This window comes from Micromonospora sediminimaris, assembly GCF_016863575.1.
In the GTDB taxonomy this organism is placed as follows: domain Bacteria; phylum Actinomycetota; class Actinomycetes; order Mycobacteriales; family Micromonosporaceae; genus Micromonospora; species Micromonospora sediminimaris.
In genome coordinates this window covers 304,222-319,746 of the sequence record NZ_BOPD01000008.1, presented here as the reverse complement: position 1 = coordinate 319,746, position 15,525 = coordinate 304,222, and the positions used below count along the sequence as shown (strand labels likewise).

Here is a 15,525-nt window from a genome sequence, read left to right as displayed (position 1 = left end):
GGCGGCACGGAGCGAAGCGGAGTGTCGTCGTGAGCGAGCGGCAGCGAGCGAATCTTCAGCCCGGTGCGGTGGTGCCTCACGGCGGCACGGAGCGAAGCGGAGTGTCGTCGTGAGCGCCGCCGACTTCGCGTACGCCCCGCTGCTGCCGACCGGTCCGGATCAGACGGACTACCGCCTGGTCACCGACGAGGGCGTCGATGTGGTCAACGGCCCCGGTGGTCGCCGGTTCCTGACGGTCGAGCCGGCCGCGCTGACCGCGCTGACCGCCGAGGCGATGCACGACATCGCGCACTTCCTGCGCCCCGCGCACCTCGCCCAGCTGCGGTCGATCATCGATGACCCCGCGGCCTCCCCGAACGACCGGTTCGTGGCGCTGGATCTGCTGCGTAACGCCAACATCGCTGCCGGCGGGGTGCTGCCGATGTGCCAGGACACCGGCACCGCGATCGTGATGGGCAAGCGCGGGCGGCACGTGCTCACCGACGGAACGGACGCCGAGGCGATCTCGCGGGGCGTGTGGCAGGCGTACACCCGGTTGAACCTGCGCTACTCGCAACTGGCCCCGCTCACCATGTGGGAGGAGCGCAACACCGGCAGCAACCTGCCCGCGCAGGTCGAGTTGTACGCCGAGGACCCGGACGGGCACCCCGACGCGTACAAGTTCCTCTTCATGGCCAAGGGGGGCGGCTCGGCCAACAAGTCGTACCTCTACCAGGAGACGAAGGCACTGCTGAACCCGACGCGGATGATGCAGTTCCTGGAGGAGAAGCTGCGGCTGATCGGCACTTCCGCCTGCCCGCCGTACCACCTGGCCGTGGTGATCGGCGGCACCAGCGCCGAGTACGCCCTGAAGACCGCCAAGTACGCCTCCGCCAAGTACCTCGACGCCCTGCCCACCTCCGGTTCGATGACCGCGCACGGCTTCCGGGATCTGGAGCTGGAGGCCGAGGTGCTGGAGTTGACCCGCAACTTCGGCATCGGCGCGCAGTTCGGCGGGCGCTACTTCTGCCACGACGTACGGGTGGTGCGGTTGCCCCGGCACGGCGCTTCCTGCCCGGTGGCGATCGCGGTGTCCTGCTCGGCCGACCGGCAGGCAGTGGCCAAGATCACCCCGTCGGGTGTGTGGCTGGAACGACTCGAAACCGACCCGGCCCGCTTCCTGCCCGACGTCACCGAGGCACAGCTGGACGCGACCGAGGTGGTACGGGTCGACCTCAACCGGCCGATGGACGAGATCCGCGCCGAGCTTTCCAAGTACCCGGTGAAGACCCGGCTGTCGTTGAGCGGCCCGTTGGTGGTGGCCCGGGACATCGCTCACGCGAAGATCGCCGAGCGGCTGGACGCGGGCGAGCCGATGCCGCAGTACCTACGCGATCACGCGGTCTACTACGCCGGCCCGGCGAAGACCCCGGAGGGCTACGCCTCCGGCTCGTTCGGCCCGACCACGGCCGGCCGGATGGACGCGTACGTGGCGAAGTTCCAGGCCGCCGGCGGTTCGATGGTGATGCTCGCCAAGGGAAACCGGTCGGGCCAGGTCACCCGCTCCTGCGAGCAGCACGGCGGCTTCTACCTCGGTTCGATCGGCGGGCCCGCGGCTCGACTCGCGCAGGACTGCATCAAGCACGTCGAGGTCCTGGAGTACGCCGAGCTGGGCATGGAGGCGGTCTGGAAGATCGAGGTGGAGGACTTCCCCGCCTTCATCGTGGTTGACGACAAGGGCAACGACTTCTTCGCCGAGGTCACCAAGCCGGTCCTCACCATCGGAAGCCGCTGAAATCAGCTGGACAATCACCCACCCTTTCTCTAGAGTTTCTGAAGGAAGGGTGGGTGGCTCGTGGTCGCCCTCGTCGGACATAGCTGTGCCCCGGGCCGCGTGCTGAGCAGAGGCGAACACCGGGGCTTACGCCTACAACGATACCCCATTGGTGGTGAAACCCAAGTGGTCGTTCCCTATGAAGCGATCAGGGTTGGCATCTCGGAACTCCGGCTCGCGCCCTACGTAGCGGCTGAAGGGGGCGATCTCGGCAGGGCTCTTCGTCTCTACGCGTGGAACGTTGAGGTTTCCGGGGCCTTTCTCGGCATCCTGCACCTCCTGGAGATCCGCCTACGCAACGCGCTGGACGAGCAGTTGTGCCGGATGTATCAGCGGCAGGACTGGTGGGACGCGCCGGACCTGCGGATCCATCACATTGGCCGGCGCGCATCCGGACATTCCGGAACCACGTCGCGCATCACGAGCCGATTCATGATAGGCGCCTTGCCGCCGACCGGTTAACGATCTTTCGACTGCTCGGTTGGATCTGCCCGGACTTCGCAGACTGGGTGACTCCCCTCGACCGAGTGCCGGAGGTGCTCAGTCGACGGCAGGATGTTGTAGAGGGTCGACTCGCACCACGCTTCTGACAGTTCGGGATCGTGGGTTTTGGAGGGGCGATGCCAGTTATAGATATCGATCACGATACCGACCGCTACCTGGAGTTTGCGGCGAAGATCGCTGGTCTTTCGAAAGGGGCGGTGGTTGCGCGGCTGGTCGAGATCCACCGGTGTGGCCAGGAAGACGGACCCTCACCCGAGGACTTGCCTGAGATCCGGGTCCACGCTGACTACGCGGGTCAACGTGTCTGGGCTACCTTCGTTCCAGGCCCAGGTAGGACGACGATCACCAGCTCGCCGGTGGAGGGAAAGACGTTCCGCACCCCGAGCGAGGCCGCCCGCGCGGTGGTGAGCGCTCTACGTCCGGGCGTCAGCCCCCAACGTAACGGTTGGACCTTCTGGACCATCACCGAGACCGGTCAGCCGCTACAGACCGTCCGGCACACCTATCGATAGCAGACCCTGTCGGTAGGGAGATTGCTCGCCCGATCATCTGCACGTCGTCGCGGTGCGCGGCAGGATGGTACGCGTGACGACTCCAGAGAGCACCGGCTACCGGATCGAACGCGACTCGATGGGCGAGGTGGAGGTGCCCGCCGAGGCGCTGTGGCGGGCCCAGACGCAGCGGGCGGTGCAGAACTTCCCGATCTCCGGCCGAGGCATCGAGCCGGCCCAGATCCGGGCGCTGGCCCAGATCAAGGGGGCAGCGGCAGAGGTCAACGGCGACCTCGGGGTGATCGACGCGAACGTGGCCGCCGCGATCGCCGCCGCCGCGGCGCACGTGGCCGACGGCGGGTACGACGACCAGTTCCCGGTGGACGTGTTCCAGACCGGCTCCGGCACGTCGTCGAACATGAACACCAACGAGGTGATCGCCACCCTGGCCGGGCGGGAACTGGGCAACAGCGTTCACCCCAACGACGACGTCAACGCCTCGCAGTCCAGCAACGACGTCTTCCCCTCGTCCATCCACCTGGCGGCCACCGAGGCCGTCGTACGGGATCTGCTGCCGGCGCTGAACCACCTGGCCGCCGCGCTGGAGGCGAAGGCGTCGGAGTTCGAGACCGTCGTGAAGGCCGGGCGTACGCACCTGATGGACGCCACCCCGGTGACGCTCGGGCAAGAGTTCGGCGGGTACGCCGCCCAGGTTCGCTACGGCATCGAACGCCTGGAGTCCGCGTTGCCCCGGCTGGCCGAGCTGCCGCTGGGCGGTACGGCGGTCGGCACCGGCATCAACACCCCGCTAGGCTTCGCCGCCCGGGTGATCGAGAAGCTGCGCGCCTCGACCGGGCTGCCGTTGACCGAGGCGCGCAACCATTTCGAGGCGCAGGGTGCCCGGGACGCCCTGGTCGAGACGTCGGGGCAGCTGCGTACCGTCGCGGTCGGGCTCTACAAGATCGCCAACGACATCCGCTGGATGGGCTCCGGCCCGCGTGCCGGCCTACGTGAACTGCGTATCCCGGACCTCCAACCGGGGTCGTCGATCATGCCGGGCAAGGTCAACCCGGTGGTCTGCGAGGCCGTCCGGCAGGTCTGCGCGCAGGTGGTAGGCAACGACGCGACAGTGGCCTTCGCCGGCTCGCAGGGCGACTTCGAGCTGAACGTCATGCTGCCGGTGATGGGCCGCAACATCCTGGAGTCGATTCGGCTGATCGCCGCGTCGAGCCGCCTGCTCGCCGACCGGTGCGTGGTCGGCCTGGTCGCGGATGCCGAGGTCTGCCTGTCGTACGCCGAGGGCTCGCCGTCGATCGTCACACCGCTCAACCGCCACCTCGGCTACGACGAGGCCGCCTCGATCGCCAAGGAGGCGCTGGCGAAGCAGATCTCCATCAAGGAGGTGGTGATCTCGCGGGGCCATCTCGACTCCGGCAAACTCTCGGAGACCCAGTTGGAGGAGGCGCTCGACCTGCTCCGCATGACCCACCCCTGACCTGGCCCGCCGACCCGCGCCCGCCCGTCGGTCCGCGCCCGCGCCTGCCGGTCGGGGCTGCTTGATCGACTCCGGTTGCGGCATCTCGGCCCATCCGGGCGGTCGATGGCCGCAAGATGCCGCAACCGGAGTCGATCAGCCATCGGCCATCCGATGCCTGGGCACCCAGGCGAGGAAGCGGGCGAAGAGCGCCGCTGGATCCGGACCGTCCTGCGGGTTCAGGCGGTACAGATCGGCGGCAGCCTCGTGCAGCACCGCGCAGAGGTAGATGCTGAGCGCTACCCGGTCGTGGGCGTACTCGGTGACAAGATCGAGCCGTGCGGCGGCGCAGGGCCACGGTGCGGCGCAGACCCGGCAGAGCCAGAGCGGCCGCAACGGCAGGTGTGCCCGGCGTGACACGCCCGGGGCCGTCATCCTCGGCCACCAGCGCCCGGGGGACGAGCAGCCCCGAACGCGGCGCGAGGTCCGGCCCAGGGAGCGCTCCGGAGCGCGGTTCGAGTTCGGTCGGCGCAGCGTTCCGGGTCGCCTCGGGGTGCGGTCCGGGCGGTGGCGGGCGTAGTCCGGGACATGGGGCAGCCTTCCTGTCGAGCTGAGTCGTTTGGCATGAATCGCCCCGGCGGTGGGACCGCCCGGCCGGGGGAGCGGACGGTCCCACCTCGACGCCACACTCGGGGGATGAGCGGTGAGCGTCGCGCTTCACAGTCTGCTGAGGACGCCCCTACGCTCGGAAGTGTTTGTGCCTGCTGTCCGAGAGCCACTGCCGGTGGCCGGGCTGCCGATGGCGTGGCGCTGGAGTCGATCGACCGGATGTTGGAGGGCGGTTGGAGATGGCGGGTGGGCAGCTGACGGCGGCGGCGTTCCTGGTTGCGGAGCTGCGCCGGGCGCGGGTCCGACGGGGATGGAGTCAGGAAGAGTTGGCCAAGGCCGTCAACTACTCGCCGTCGATGGTCAGCGCGGTCGAGCTGGGCCAGCAGCCGCCCACCCCGAAGTATCTGGACCTGGTGGACAAGGCCCTCGACACCGGCGGCATCTTCGGTCGCATGCTCACCGACCTGGTAGTCCTCGACAAAGCCCAGGTCTGGTTACGCGGCTGGCGCGCCATCCTCGAAGAGGCGCAGGCGCTGCGATGGTTCGAACCGGTGCGGGTGCCGGGTCTGCTCCAGACCGAGCCCTACGCCCGCGCGATCTTCGAGGCTGATGACTCGCTGAGCCGTGTCGAGCGCGAGGAGCGCCTGGCCGACCGTATGGCTAGCCAGGCTGTCCTATGTCAGGAGCATCCGCCGCGAGCGGTGTTCGTGCTCGACGAGTCTGCGCTGCGGCGGCGGGTCGGTGGTCGGAAGGTGATGCTCGACCAGACGGAACATCTGATCACAATCGGCACCGACCATCCCTCGGTTCGACTGCACGTTGTGCCGCTGTCGGCCGATGAGTACCCGGGTCTCAATGGTCCGTTCATCCTCGCCAGGTTCCGCGACGGGACCGATGTCGCGTATCTCGGTGGTCAAATCGGTGGCCGAGAACTGGATCAGGCATCGGATCTGTCGATGCTCCAACGGGTCTGGGAGGCTACTCTCGGCGCGGCGTTGCCGCCGCAGGAGTCGACGGAACTGCTGAAGGGGATCGCGGAGTCGTGGAACTGATCGGTGCGCAGTGGCGTAAGAGTAGCCGCAGCGGTTCCAGCGACCAGTGTGTTGAGGTGGCGACCAGTCATCGGGTGGTGGGGGTGCGGGACAGTAAGGATCCGGCTGGGCCGGTGCTGAGCTTTGAGGCGTACGCCTGGCGGGTTTTCGTCGCGGCGCCGCCGCGCCGGACGTGACCACCTCGCCCGGCGCGGAGGTGTTGGAGCGGCTGGCGCGGGAGCGGGTCGTGTGGATCTGCACGCTGCGGCCGGACGGCTCGCCGCATCTGACGCCGGTCTGGTTCCACTATGTCGAGGGTGAGTGGTGGATCGGCTCCGGTGAGCGCAATCGGAAGGTTCGCAACATCGCTGCCGACCCCCGGGTGTCGCTGGCGCTGCCCGACGGAGATGCGCCGGTCGTCGCGGAGGGCGAGGCGAGCATCGTCCGCCAGCCCTTCCCGCCCGACGTGGTCGAGGCGCTTCGTCGCCGGTACGACGGTTGGGACGTCACGGTGGACGGCCCGGACGGCCGCTACGTGCTGCTCCGGGTCAGGGTGACCCGCTGGCTGATGACCGGCCGTGCCCGCTGACAAGCGTCGCGCCCACGCGTCGGAGGTCAGGAGCGGGCGGCGGCCCGGCGCGCCCGGTAGGCGCTGACGGCGGCCCGGTTGCCGCAGCCGGCCTCACAGAACCGGCGGGAGCGGTTCTTGGAGAGATCGACCAGCACGTTGTCGCAGTCGGGGTGCTCGCAGATGCGTAGCCGGCGCAGTTCGCCGCCGCGTACCACGTCTGCGACGGCCATCGCCGCCTCGACCGCGATTCGGGTGGCGAGTGGGGCGTCCCGGGGCACGGCGTGCAGATGGTAGGGCTCGGTGTCGTGCGTGATGAGCTGGGGCAGCGCACGGTGCTCGCGGAGCAGGGCGTTGACGATCGACACGATCTCGTCCACCTCGGCGTACCAGATCCGGCGAAGGCGGGGGCGCAGGGCGCGTACCGCCCGTAGCTCGGCCTCGGTGTGCTCGTGCCGGCCGCTGTAGGAGTGACTGGTGAAGAAGGCGTCCAGGGCGGCGATATCCGGGAGGCCCTCTCCGCTGGATCCGGCGGTGTTGACAAGCGCTGCGGCGGCGACCAGAGAGCACTCAGTGTCATGGGCGAAAAGCAACTTGACTCCTGTCGTGGCTCCACCTAGCGTCATCGGCGTAACCTATTTTGCCCATGGCGGGCAGTCGTGCCAAGGAGAGCCCATGCGTCAACCGCCCGCCGCAGGTACCGGTCTCGCGCTGGCGCTGCTCTCCGCGATCACCTTCGCCACCTCGGGCACCTTCGCCCGATCCCTGATCGACGCCGGCTGGTCGGCCGAGGCGGTCGTCATCGCCCGGGTCGGCATCGCCGCCCTGATCCTGATGGTGCCCGCCGTGCTCGTCCTGCGGGGGCGGTGGCCGGTGTTGCGCCGCAACCTCGCCTCGATCGGCGTCTTCGGGCTGCTCGGGGTCGCGGTCGCGCAGGCGTGCTTCTTCAACGCCGTGCGGTACCTGCCGGTCGGCGTCGCGTTGCTGCTGGAATACCTCGGCATCATTCTCGTCGTCGGATGGACCTGGCTGGTGCAGGGCCAGCGTCCCCGGCGGCTGACCGTCGCCGGTTCGGTGGCGGCCATGGTCGGGCTGGTCTTCGTGCTCGACGTGACCGGGACGGGCCGGCTCGACGTGGTCGGCGTCCTCTGGGGACTCGGTGCGGCGGTCGGGCTGGCCGGATACTTCGTGCTCGCCGGCCGGGTCGACCCGGCCCTGCCGTCGACGGTCATGGCCAGTGGCGGGATGGCCGCCGGTGCCGGCGTGCTGTTGCTGCTCGGCCTGAGTGGCGCGTTGCCGTTGCGGGCCACCTTCGACACCGTGCAGTTCGCCGGCACACAGACCAGTTGGCTGGTGCCGATCGTCGGTCTGACGCTGGTGGCCGCAGTGGTCGCCTACCTGGTAGGGATCGCCGCGGTGCGGGCGCTTGGCTCCCGGATGGCCTCGTTCGTCGGGCTGACCGAGGTGATGTTCGCGGTCCTGATCGCCTGGCTGGTCCTGGGAGAGCTGCCGACGGTGGTGCAACTGTTCGGCGGCTTGCTGATCGTCGCGGGTGTGGCGCTCGTCCGCCTCGACGAGCTGCGGATCCCCGTCCAGCCGGCTCCGCTGAAGGCGACGGAGCCCGCCCTGCGGTGACATGCTGAACGGCATGCTGAGCACAGTGGTGTTCGATGCCGACGAAACCCTGATCGATCTGCGTCCGGCCGTCACCGCAGGGCTGGAAGCCGTGCTGGCACAGATGCGGCGGTTGACCCCGGTCGCGGCCGGCGTCACGCTCGCCGACCTGGAATCGGACTGGGGCGCGGTCCTCGGCGACCTGGCCGCCGCGCCGGTGGCCGAGATCCGGCGTGCCGCCCTGGCCCGCTCCCTGGACCGGGCGGGTCTCCGTGCCCACCTGGACGAGATCAGCGCCATCTTCTTCGCCCGCCGCTTCGCGCTGACCCGGCCGTTCGCCGACACCCTGCCGGCGCTGGCGGCTCTGCGTCAACGATGGACGCTGGGCTTCGCCACCAACGGCAACAGCCGCGTGGAACGCTGCGGCCTCGTCGGCGAGTTCGCCTTCGAGGTGTACGCGCACTGCGACGGAGTGCCGAAGAAACCGGCCCCGGATTTCTACGCGGCGGTGTGCGCTGCCGCCGGAGTCGATCCGGCTCAGGTGGTACATGTAGGCGACAACCCGGCCCATGACGTGGTCGGAGCGCAGCAGGCGGGCCTGCGGGCCGTGTGGCTGAACCGCCGAGGCGAGCGGTTGCCGGCCGATGTGGTGCCGGAGGCCGTGGTCACGACCCTGACCGAGCTGCCCAGCGTGCTGGCCGATCTTTCCGGCGAAGCGGATCTTCCGCCGTTAATCCGGCGCTGCTCTGGCGAAACCTCACGCGTTGATGTCTGATGACGCCACGTCCCTCAACGAGAGGATCCGATGTGGTGAGCAAGCGCTTCACCGTCGGTGCCGTCGCAACCGCGACGGCGCTGACACTCACGGTCACAGGTCTGGGAGTGCCCGCCAGCGCCGAGCCGGCGGACCTGCGGACCTTCACCGTGGTCGCCGAGGACGGCGTCTCCACCGACGCGGCGATCGCCGCGATCCGGTCGGCGGGCGGGACCGTGGTGTCCCGCAGCGACGAGGTCGGTGTCTACCAGGTGACGACCGACCGGGCCGACTTCGCGACGAAGGCGACCTCCGCCGCCGCCCTGATCGGCGCGGCCGAGGAGAAGGCCATCGGGCGCAAACCGCGCCTTGACCGGGTCGAGCAGGAACACCTGCTGGCCGCCGCGGCCGCCAAGGGCACCGGTAAGCAGCGGGGCAAGAAGATGGACCCGCTGGACGACAAGCTCTGGGGTCTGGAGATGATCCGGGCCGACAAGGCGCGCAAGGTGGAGCCCGGCGACCGCCGGGTGACGGTCGGCGTCCTTGACACCGGCGTGGACGCCGGTCACCCCGACATCGCCCCCAACTTCGACTGGGCGCTGTCGCGCAACTTCGCCCCCGACATCCCCGAGATCGACGGTGAGTGCGAGGTGGCGAGCTGCCTCGACCCGGTCGGCACCGACGACGGCGGCCACGGTACGCACGTCGCCGGCACCATCGGCGCTGCCGCCAACGGCTTCGGTCTCTCCGGTGTCGCGCCGAAGGTGTCTCTGGTCAACCTCAAGGGTGGCCAGGACTCCGGCTACTTCTTCCTCAACCCCGTGGTCAACGCCCTGCTGCACGCGGGCAGGTCGGGGCTCGACGTGGTCAACATGTCCTTCTACGTCGACCCGTGGCTCTACAACTGCACCGCGAACCCGGCCGACTCGCCGGAGGCGCAGGCGGCGCAGCGGGCCACCATCCGGGCGATGAAGCGGGCGCTGACCTTCGCCCACAACCGGGGCGTCACCCTGGTCGGCGCGCTCGGCAACAACCATGAGGATCTGGGCGACCCCCGTACCGATGTCTCCAGCCCCAACTACGGTGACGTCGCGCCCTACCCGCGGGAGATCGACAACGACAGCTGCTGGGACCTGCCCACCGAAGGGCCGCACGTCATCAGCGTCTCCTCGGTCGGCCCGTCGGGCAAGAAGTCCGACTTCTCCAACTACGGGACTGAGCAGACCTCGGTGGCCGCGCCGGGTGGCTGGTACCGGGACGGCTTCGGCACGGACACGTTCCGTACCGACGCCAACATGATCCTTTCCACCTACCCGAAGAAGGTCCTCCAGGAGGAGGGGGCGGTCGACGAGGACGGCAACATCGTGCCCGGCGCCGAGACCTTCGTGTTCAAGGACTGCAAGCGCAACGGGGAGTGCGGGTACTACACCTACCTCCAGGGCACCTCGATGGCGGCACCGCACGCCTCCGGGGTGGCCGCGCTCATCGTGAGCCGCTACGGCAAGAAGCAGGGCCGCAGTGGCTACGGCATGGCACCCGACCGGGTCGAGCAGCAGCTCCTGCGGACCGCTGCCGAGCGGGCCTGCCCGGAGCCGCGGCTGTTCAGCTACGCCAACGAAGGCCGGCCGGCCGAGTTCGACGCCTACTGCGACGGCTCGCGAAGCTTCAACGGCTTCTACGGGCACGGCATCATCGACGCGTACGCGGCGGTGACGGTCAAGCCGCGCCGATAGCACGCCGCTGATCGAAGGCACGATGGCCGGGCTGGAACCCTCAGCCCGGCCATCTGCTGTCATCGGTGCCACCCCCGGTCAAGTAGCGCAGCGCGGACTTCCCGGACGATCCCCGGGAAGTCCTGGTGGAGACGGCGACTGGTCACGTGCAGTACCAGCCAGCCGGCACCGACGAGACGGTTGAGTCGCTGGCGGTCCCGATGCAGCTGCTCGCGGTCCGAATGCCAGTGCCCGTCGTACTCCACCGCCACCCGGACGGCGGGCCAGGCGAGGTCCGGATGCAGGATCAGACCGCCGGACACCTGCACCGGATGCTGAACCACCGGTCGAGGCAGACCGGCCAGCACCAGGCGGATGCGCAGCTGTGACTCGGCTGGCGACTGGGCCGCCGGCTCAGCCAGATCGAACAGCCAGCTCGCCCGGCGTATCCCGGGACGGCCATCGTGCAGGGCCGCGAACTGGGCGAGAGCCGCTCGTGTGGTGAGTCCCCGGCCGAGCAGGGTGTCGATGATGGCGATCGCGCGGGTCGGCTCCAGCCAGACGGCGCTCTCCCATGCTGCCCGGGCCGGGTCGGTGCGGCGGAGCGTGCCCGTGCCGATGCCCTGGAGCCAAGGCTCCTCCGACATCGTGTGCACTTGCAGGCCAGGTTGACTGCGCAGCCCGGCTGGGGCCGGCACGAGCACGTGCACCTTGTCGGCGAAGCTTGCGGCGTGCTCGACCCCGTGCAGGTACGCCGCCGACGGGCCGGCGAAGGCTGCCGCGACCGGCAGTTGCAACGCCACGGCGCGGCAGGCCAATTCGTGATCGCGATCGAGCCGGGCATCGGCGTAAATGTCCCGTCGTAATCGAGCCCAGGCGGAATTGCGAAGCTGATGCGTGGTGAGTAGGCCCTGGCGGACGGCCTCCGAGCCGCGGAAGACCTGCCACGCCAGGGCGCTCGGTCGGTGTGCTTGAGCTGGCATGAAAGAAGCCTGCGCGTCGTACGGCCGCCTCGGCAGCCCCTGTGGACAGCCGCCGGCAGGGTCTCGGCCGTCCCCTGTGGATAACTCCCCCAGCCATCGCCGATTGTGCTATAGGCGTCCCTGCGGCCCCGCCCGCTCCGGCCCGCCCTGCTGGCCTCGCCCGTGCTGACCCCGCCCGTGCTGACCCCGCCCGTGCTGGCCTGCCCGTGCTGGCCTGCCCCGTCCTGACGGCCCGAGCGCGTGCCACGCGACTTGCGGCAAGTTGGGCTTTCGAGCTGTGGTTTGGGCGCAACTTGCCGCAAGTCGGGCCGGGCCGGGCGGTGCCGGGCCGGGCGGTGCCGGGCCGGGCAGGGCGGTGCCGGGCCGGGCGGTGCCGGCCTTGTCGGGCAGGGCAGTGTCGGGCGGTAGGGCCAGGGGCAGGGCGGGCGGTCAGGTCAGGGCGGTGGTGATGGCGGTGGCGGCGGCCAGCACCTGTGCGCCGACCGTCTCGGCGTCCAGCGGGGCCAGGGCCACCACCCCGACGCTCGCCTCCAGGCCGGGTACCCCGAGCACCGGTGCGGCCACCCCGTACGCGCCTGATTGAAGCTCACCGGCGGTGCTCACCGGGCCGGCGTCGCCCGACCGGCCCGCCAGGATGGCCCGCCCGGCGGCCCCGCGCTCCAGCGGGTGTCGGGCCCCGGTCCGGTACGCGACGTGAAACGACGTCCAACTCGGCTCGACGACCGCCAGCGCGACACCCTCCCCACCTTCCACCACCGTGAGGTGGGCGGTGGCTCCGGCCTGTTCGGCGAGTCGCCGCAGCGCAGGCAGTGCCCCCTCGGCGAGCAGCGGTTGGGCCCGCCGGGCCAGGTGCAGCACCCCGGCGCCGAGGCGCAGCCGGCCGTCGGTGTCACGGCGCAGCATGCCGTGCCCGGCCAGCGGCCCGACCAGCCGGTAGACGGCGGCCCGACCGATGCCCAACCGGTTCGCGGCCTCGGTGACGGTCAACCCACCCGGGACGTCCGCCACCAGGTGCAGCAGCCGCAGCCCCCGGTCCAGGGTCTGCGACGCCTCGCCACCCCGCGCCGGCCCGCCTGACGCCGATCCGCTCGACGCCGACTCACCCGACGCCGGCCCGCTTGACGCCGATCCGCTTGACGCCGGCCCGCCGGCAAGTGTCGAGCCCACCGAGCCCACCGAGCCCACCGAGCCCACCGAGCCCACCGGGCCCACCGGGCCGTTCGGGCCGTTCGGCACCGGGCCGTTCGGCACCGGGCCGTTCGGCGTCGGGCTGTCCGGCGGTGGTACGGCAGCGCCGGGCGTCGCTGGAGTGCTCACGACCAGCAGCGTACGGCCAGCGGGTGGTCATCGACAGGCTCGGAGCGGTCGGGTGCTACCAGGCTCCGACCGGGCAGGCAACAGCGGACGGCTACCCTTGTACGGTGACGCTACGCCTGTATGACACCGCCACCCGATCGGTGCGGGACTTCGTCCCGCGGGAAGCCGGCAAGGTGGGGGTCTACCTGTGTGGTCTCACCCTCCAGGCGCCGCCGCACATCGGCCATCTTCGCTCCGGCGTCAACTACGACGTGTTGCGTCGCTGGCTGACGGTTGCCGGTTTCGAGGTCACCTTCATCCGCAACGTGACCGACATCGACGACAAGATACTGGTCAAGGCGCAGGAGCAGGAGCGCCCCTTCTGGTCGATCGCGTACGCCAACGAGTTGAAGCTCGCCGAGGCGTACCGGGCGTTGAACGTGCTGCCACCCACCTACGAACCGCGCGCCACCGGTCACATCCCCGAGATGCACGAACTGATCGCACAGTTGATCGAGCGGGGGCACGCCTACCCGGCCACCGACGGTTCGGGTGACGTGTACTTCGACGTGTGCTCGTGGCCGTCGTACGGGGCGTTGTCCAACCAGTCGCCCGACGACATGCAGTCCGCCGGGGACGCGCCGGACCGGGGCAAGCGTGACCCGCGCGACTTCGCTCTCTGGAAGGGCGCCAAGCCGGATGAGCCGGCGGACGCCTACTGGCCGTCGCCCTGGGGGCGGGGCCGACCCGGCTGGCACATCGAGTGCTCGGCGATGTGCTGGCGCTATCTGGGCGCGGAGTTCGACATCCACGGCGGCGGGCTCGACCTGACCTTTCCGCACCACGAGAACGAGCTGGCCCAGTCCCAGGCGGCCGGCCTGCCCTTCGCCCGGTACTGGGTGCATCACGGCCTGCTCAGCATCGGCGGGGCGAAGATGGGCAAGTCGCTGGGCAACGCCCTCGACCTGGCCTACGTCGCCTCCCTCGGGGTGCGCCCGGTCGAGCTGCGCTACTACTACGTGGCCGCCCACTACCGTTCCCGGATCGACTACTCCGAGGAGGCGTTGCGCGAGGCGGCTGTCGCGTACCGGCGGATCGAGGGCTTCGTGACCCGGGCCGTGGAACGGGTCGGCGCGAATGGGCTGGGCGAGTTGCCGGCCGCGTTCGTCGCCGCGATGGACGACGACCTGAACACCTCGGCCGCGCTGGCGGCGCTGCACGAGGTGCTGCGGGACGGCAACAACGCGCTGGCCGGCGGGGAGGATGTGACCGTCCGCACCACGCTCGCCAGCGTCCGCGCGATGCTGGATATCCTCGGAGTCGACCCTCTCGACCCGGCCTGGACCGGCGGAGCCCGGGCGAGCGACCTCCGTGGTGTGGTGGACTCCCTGATCGCCCTGGCACTGGAACAGCGCGCGCAGGCCCGGGTCCGCAAGGACTGGGCCGCCGCCGACGCGCTGCGGGATCAACTCAAGCGGGCCGGAGTGGTGGTCGAGGACACCCCACAGGGACCGCGTTGGACTATTGGAGAGCAGGACTGATGGCCGGCAATTCGCAGCGCCGTGGTCGGCGGGTGGCGTCGAAGTCCAGTGCCCCGAAGGGGTCCGGCGGAAAGAACCGGGACTCCCTCGCCGGGCGCGGCCGGACGTTGCCGGCCGACGAGCGACCCTGGCACAAGGCGTACTCGGGCACCGAGAAGTTGCCGCAGCGCACCGCCTGGAAGCAGGAGAAGGAACGCCGGGCGGCGGCCGAGGAGGGGCGTGCCCCGAAGATCGGCAAGCCCGGCAGCAAGGACACCACCTGGGGCAAGGGTGGCGGCCGGGGCACGACCTCCACCAATCCGGGGCGCGGTAGGCAGCCCGCCGGGCGGGGCGGTCCCCGGGTCGCGCCGGGACGCAAGTCCAACCCGGCGAAGGACGCGGCGGAGCTGCTGGTCGGTCGAAACCCGGTGCTGGAGGCGCTGCGTACCCAGGTGCCGGCGACCGCGCTCTACACGGCGCAGGGCATCGACGTCGACGACCGGGTCAAGGAGATCATTCGTACCGGCGCCGATCGGGGCATCGCGATCCTTGAGGTCAGCCGTGCGGAGCTGGACCGGATGACCGGCGGCGTGCTGCATCAGGGCGTCGGTCTCCAGGTGCCGCCGTTCGCGTACGAGCCGTTCGAGGACCTGGTCGCCGCCGCACTGGAACAGCCGGCACCGCTGCTGGTGGCGCTGGACGGGGTCACCGATCCGCGTAACCTCGGCGCGGTGATCCGCTCCGCTGCGGCGTTCGGCGCGCAGGGTGTCTTCGTACCGGAACGGCGCGCGGCCGGGATCACCGCGACCGCCTGGCGGACCAGCGCGGGCGCGGCGGCCCGGGTGCCGGTGGCCCAGGTGACCAACCTGACCCGGTCGCTGAAAGCCTGCCAGGACGCCGGGTTCATGGTGGTCGGCCTGGACGCCGACGGGGAGACGGACCTGTACGACCTGGAGGCCGCCGTCGGCCCGCTCGTGGTGGTGGTCGGCTCGGAGGGGCGGGGGCTGTCCCGCCTGGTCGGGCAGACCTGCGACCTCACCGTCAGCATCCCGATGATCTCCGAGGTGGAGTCACTGAACGCCAGCGTCGCCGCTGCGGTCACGCTGGCCGAGGTGGCGCGCCGCCGGGCCGTCGAGGGCTGAGAAACCGCAGAGCG

15 protein-coding genes are annotated in these 15,525 nt (G+C 70.2%); 11 read left to right on the top strand and 4 right to left on the bottom strand.

Translation table 11 applies throughout. From position 1 onward, the window contains the following. Positions 1–109: 109 nt before the first annotated feature. From Vse01_RS07070 to Vse01_RS07060, 3 genes are all read left to right on the top strand, one after another. The gene (locus Vse01_RS07070; RefSeq protein ID WP_204019237.1) at positions 110–1,774 is read left to right on the top strand and encodes a fumarate hydratase; all 1,665 of its coding nucleotides are present in this window, start codon (positions 110–112) and stop codon (positions 1,772–1,774) included. Between the two features lie 165 nt (positions 1,775–1,939). Then, complete coding sequence (locus tag Vse01_RS07065) at positions 1,940–2,275, top strand: hypothetical protein (RefSeq protein ID WP_198413170.1); 336 nt, start codon at positions 1,940–1,942, stop codon at positions 2,273–2,275. 618 nt (positions 2,276–2,893) lie between these two features. Further along, on the top strand, positions 2,894–4,303 hold the full coding sequence (locus Vse01_RS07060) for a class II fumarate hydratase (protein WP_170863392.1): 1,410 nt from the start codon (positions 2,894–2,896) through the stop codon (positions 4,301–4,303). A 135-nt stretch (positions 4,304–4,438) separates the two neighbouring features. Here Vse01_RS07060 and Vse01_RS07055 read toward each other — a convergent pair whose 3' ends face one another. Then, positions 4,439–4,717 carry a hypothetical protein gene (locus tag Vse01_RS07055; protein ID WP_093403297.1) on the bottom strand — a complete coding sequence of 93 codons (279 nt, stop codon included), beginning with the start codon at positions 4,715–4,717 and terminating at the stop codon, positions 4,439–4,441. Positions 4,718–5,130: 413 nt separating this feature from the next. Here Vse01_RS07055 and Vse01_RS07050 point away from each other — a divergent pair, with 413 nt between their 5' ends. From Vse01_RS07050 to Vse01_RS07040, 3 genes are read left to right on the top strand one after another with little or no spacing between them, the layout of a single operon-like run. Next, positions 5,131–5,943 carry a helix-turn-helix domain-containing protein gene (locus Vse01_RS07050; RefSeq protein WP_093403298.1) on the top strand — a complete coding sequence of 271 codons (813 nt, stop codon included), beginning with the start codon at positions 5,131–5,133 and terminating at the stop codon, positions 5,941–5,943. Further along, positions 5,934–6,119, top strand: a complete 186-nt coding sequence (locus Vse01_RS07045; protein ID WP_093403300.1) for a DUF397 domain-containing protein — start codon at positions 5,934–5,936, stop codon at positions 6,117–6,119. The genes Vse01_RS07050 and Vse01_RS07045 overlap by 10 nt, the downstream gene beginning before the upstream one ends. Next, a complete protein-coding gene (locus tag Vse01_RS07040; protein ID WP_093403301.1) occupies positions 6,116–6,511 on the top strand; it encodes a pyridoxamine 5'-phosphate oxidase family protein in 396 nt (131 codons plus the stop codon). The genes Vse01_RS07045 and Vse01_RS07040 overlap by 4 nt, the downstream gene beginning before the upstream one ends. A 26-nt stretch (positions 6,512–6,537) precedes the next feature. Here the strand turns inward: Vse01_RS07040 and Vse01_RS07035 are convergent, their stop codons facing one another. Then, positions 6,538–7,083, bottom strand: coding sequence for a CGNR zinc finger domain-containing protein (locus tag Vse01_RS07035; RefSeq protein ID WP_093403303.1), 546 nt, complete (start codon positions 7,081–7,083; stop codon positions 6,538–6,540). 82 nt (positions 7,084–7,165) lie between these two features. Between Vse01_RS07035 and Vse01_RS07030 the strand changes: the two genes are divergently transcribed. The 3 genes from Vse01_RS07030 to Vse01_RS07020 are packed head-to-tail and all read left to right on the top strand — an operon-like array spanning position 7,166 to position 10,591. Then, the gene (locus Vse01_RS07030; protein ID WP_093403304.1) at positions 7,166–8,125 is read left to right on the top strand and encodes an EamA family transporter; all 960 of its coding nucleotides are present in this window, start codon (positions 7,166–7,168) and stop codon (positions 8,123–8,125) included. Between the two features lie 13 nt (positions 8,126–8,138). Then, a complete protein-coding gene (locus tag Vse01_RS07025) occupies positions 8,139–8,879 on the top strand; it encodes an HAD family hydrolase (protein ID WP_093403680.1) in 741 nt (246 codons plus the stop codon). Positions 8,880–8,914: 35 nt separating this feature from the next. Then, the gene (locus tag Vse01_RS07020) at positions 8,915–10,591 is read left to right on the top strand and encodes a S8 family serine peptidase (protein ID WP_093403682.1); all 1,677 of its coding nucleotides are present in this window, start codon (positions 8,915–8,917) and stop codon (positions 10,589–10,591) included. A 59-nt stretch (positions 10,592–10,650) separates the two neighbouring features. Here the strand turns inward: Vse01_RS07020 and Vse01_RS07015 are convergent, their stop codons facing one another. After that, complete coding sequence (locus Vse01_RS07015; protein ID WP_093403306.1) at positions 10,651–11,553, bottom strand: endonuclease domain-containing protein; 903 nt, start codon at positions 11,551–11,553, stop codon at positions 10,651–10,653. A gap of 429 nt (positions 11,554–11,982) precedes the next feature. Further along, entirely contained in the window at positions 11,983–12,591 is a 609-nt protein-coding gene (locus tag Vse01_RS07010; RefSeq protein WP_093403684.1) for an IclR family transcriptional regulator, read from the bottom strand. 383 nt (positions 12,592–12,974) lie between these two features. Here Vse01_RS07010 and cysS point away from each other — a divergent pair, with 383 nt between their 5' ends. Then, entirely contained in the window at positions 12,975–14,390 is a 1,416-nt protein-coding gene (gene cysS, locus Vse01_RS07005; protein WP_093403307.1) for a cysteine--tRNA ligase, read from the top strand. Further along, positions 14,390–15,511, top strand: coding sequence for a 23S rRNA (guanosine(2251)-2'-O)-methyltransferase RlmB (rlmB, locus tag Vse01_RS07000; RefSeq protein ID WP_093403309.1), 1,122 nt, complete (start codon positions 14,390–14,392; stop codon positions 15,509–15,511). The genes cysS and rlmB overlap by 1 nt, the downstream gene beginning before the upstream one ends. Positions 15,512–15,525 lie beyond the last annotated feature (14 nt).

Bases quoted from the DNA above. Each gene is read 5' to 3' on its own strand.
- Vse01_RS07015 (WP_093403306.1), bottom strand. From the start codon at position 11,553: ATGCCAGCTCAAGCACACCGACCGAGCGCCCTGGCGTGGCAGGTCTTC.
- Vse01_RS07060 (WP_170863392.1), top strand. From the start codon at position 2,894: ATGGTACGCGTGACGACTCCAGAGAGCACCGGCTACCGGATCGAACGC.
- Vse01_RS07030 (WP_093403304.1), top strand. From the start codon at position 7,166: ATGCGTCAACCGCCCGCCGCAGGTACCGGTCTCGCGCTGGCGCTGCTC.
- Vse01_RS07055 (WP_093403297.1), bottom strand. From the start codon at position 4,717: ATGACGGCCCCGGGCGTGTCACGCCGGGCACACCTGCCGTTGCGGCCG.
- Vse01_RS07025 (WP_093403680.1), top strand. From the start codon at position 8,139: ATGCTGAGCACAGTGGTGTTCGATGCCGACGAAACCCTGATCGATCTG.
- Vse01_RS07050 (WP_093403298.1), top strand. From the start codon at position 5,131: ATGGCGGGTGGGCAGCTGACGGCGGCGGCGTTCCTGGTTGCGGAGCTG.
- rlmB (WP_093403309.1), top strand. From the start codon at position 14,390: ATGGCCGGCAATTCGCAGCGCCGTGGTCGGCGGGTGGCGTCGAAGTCC.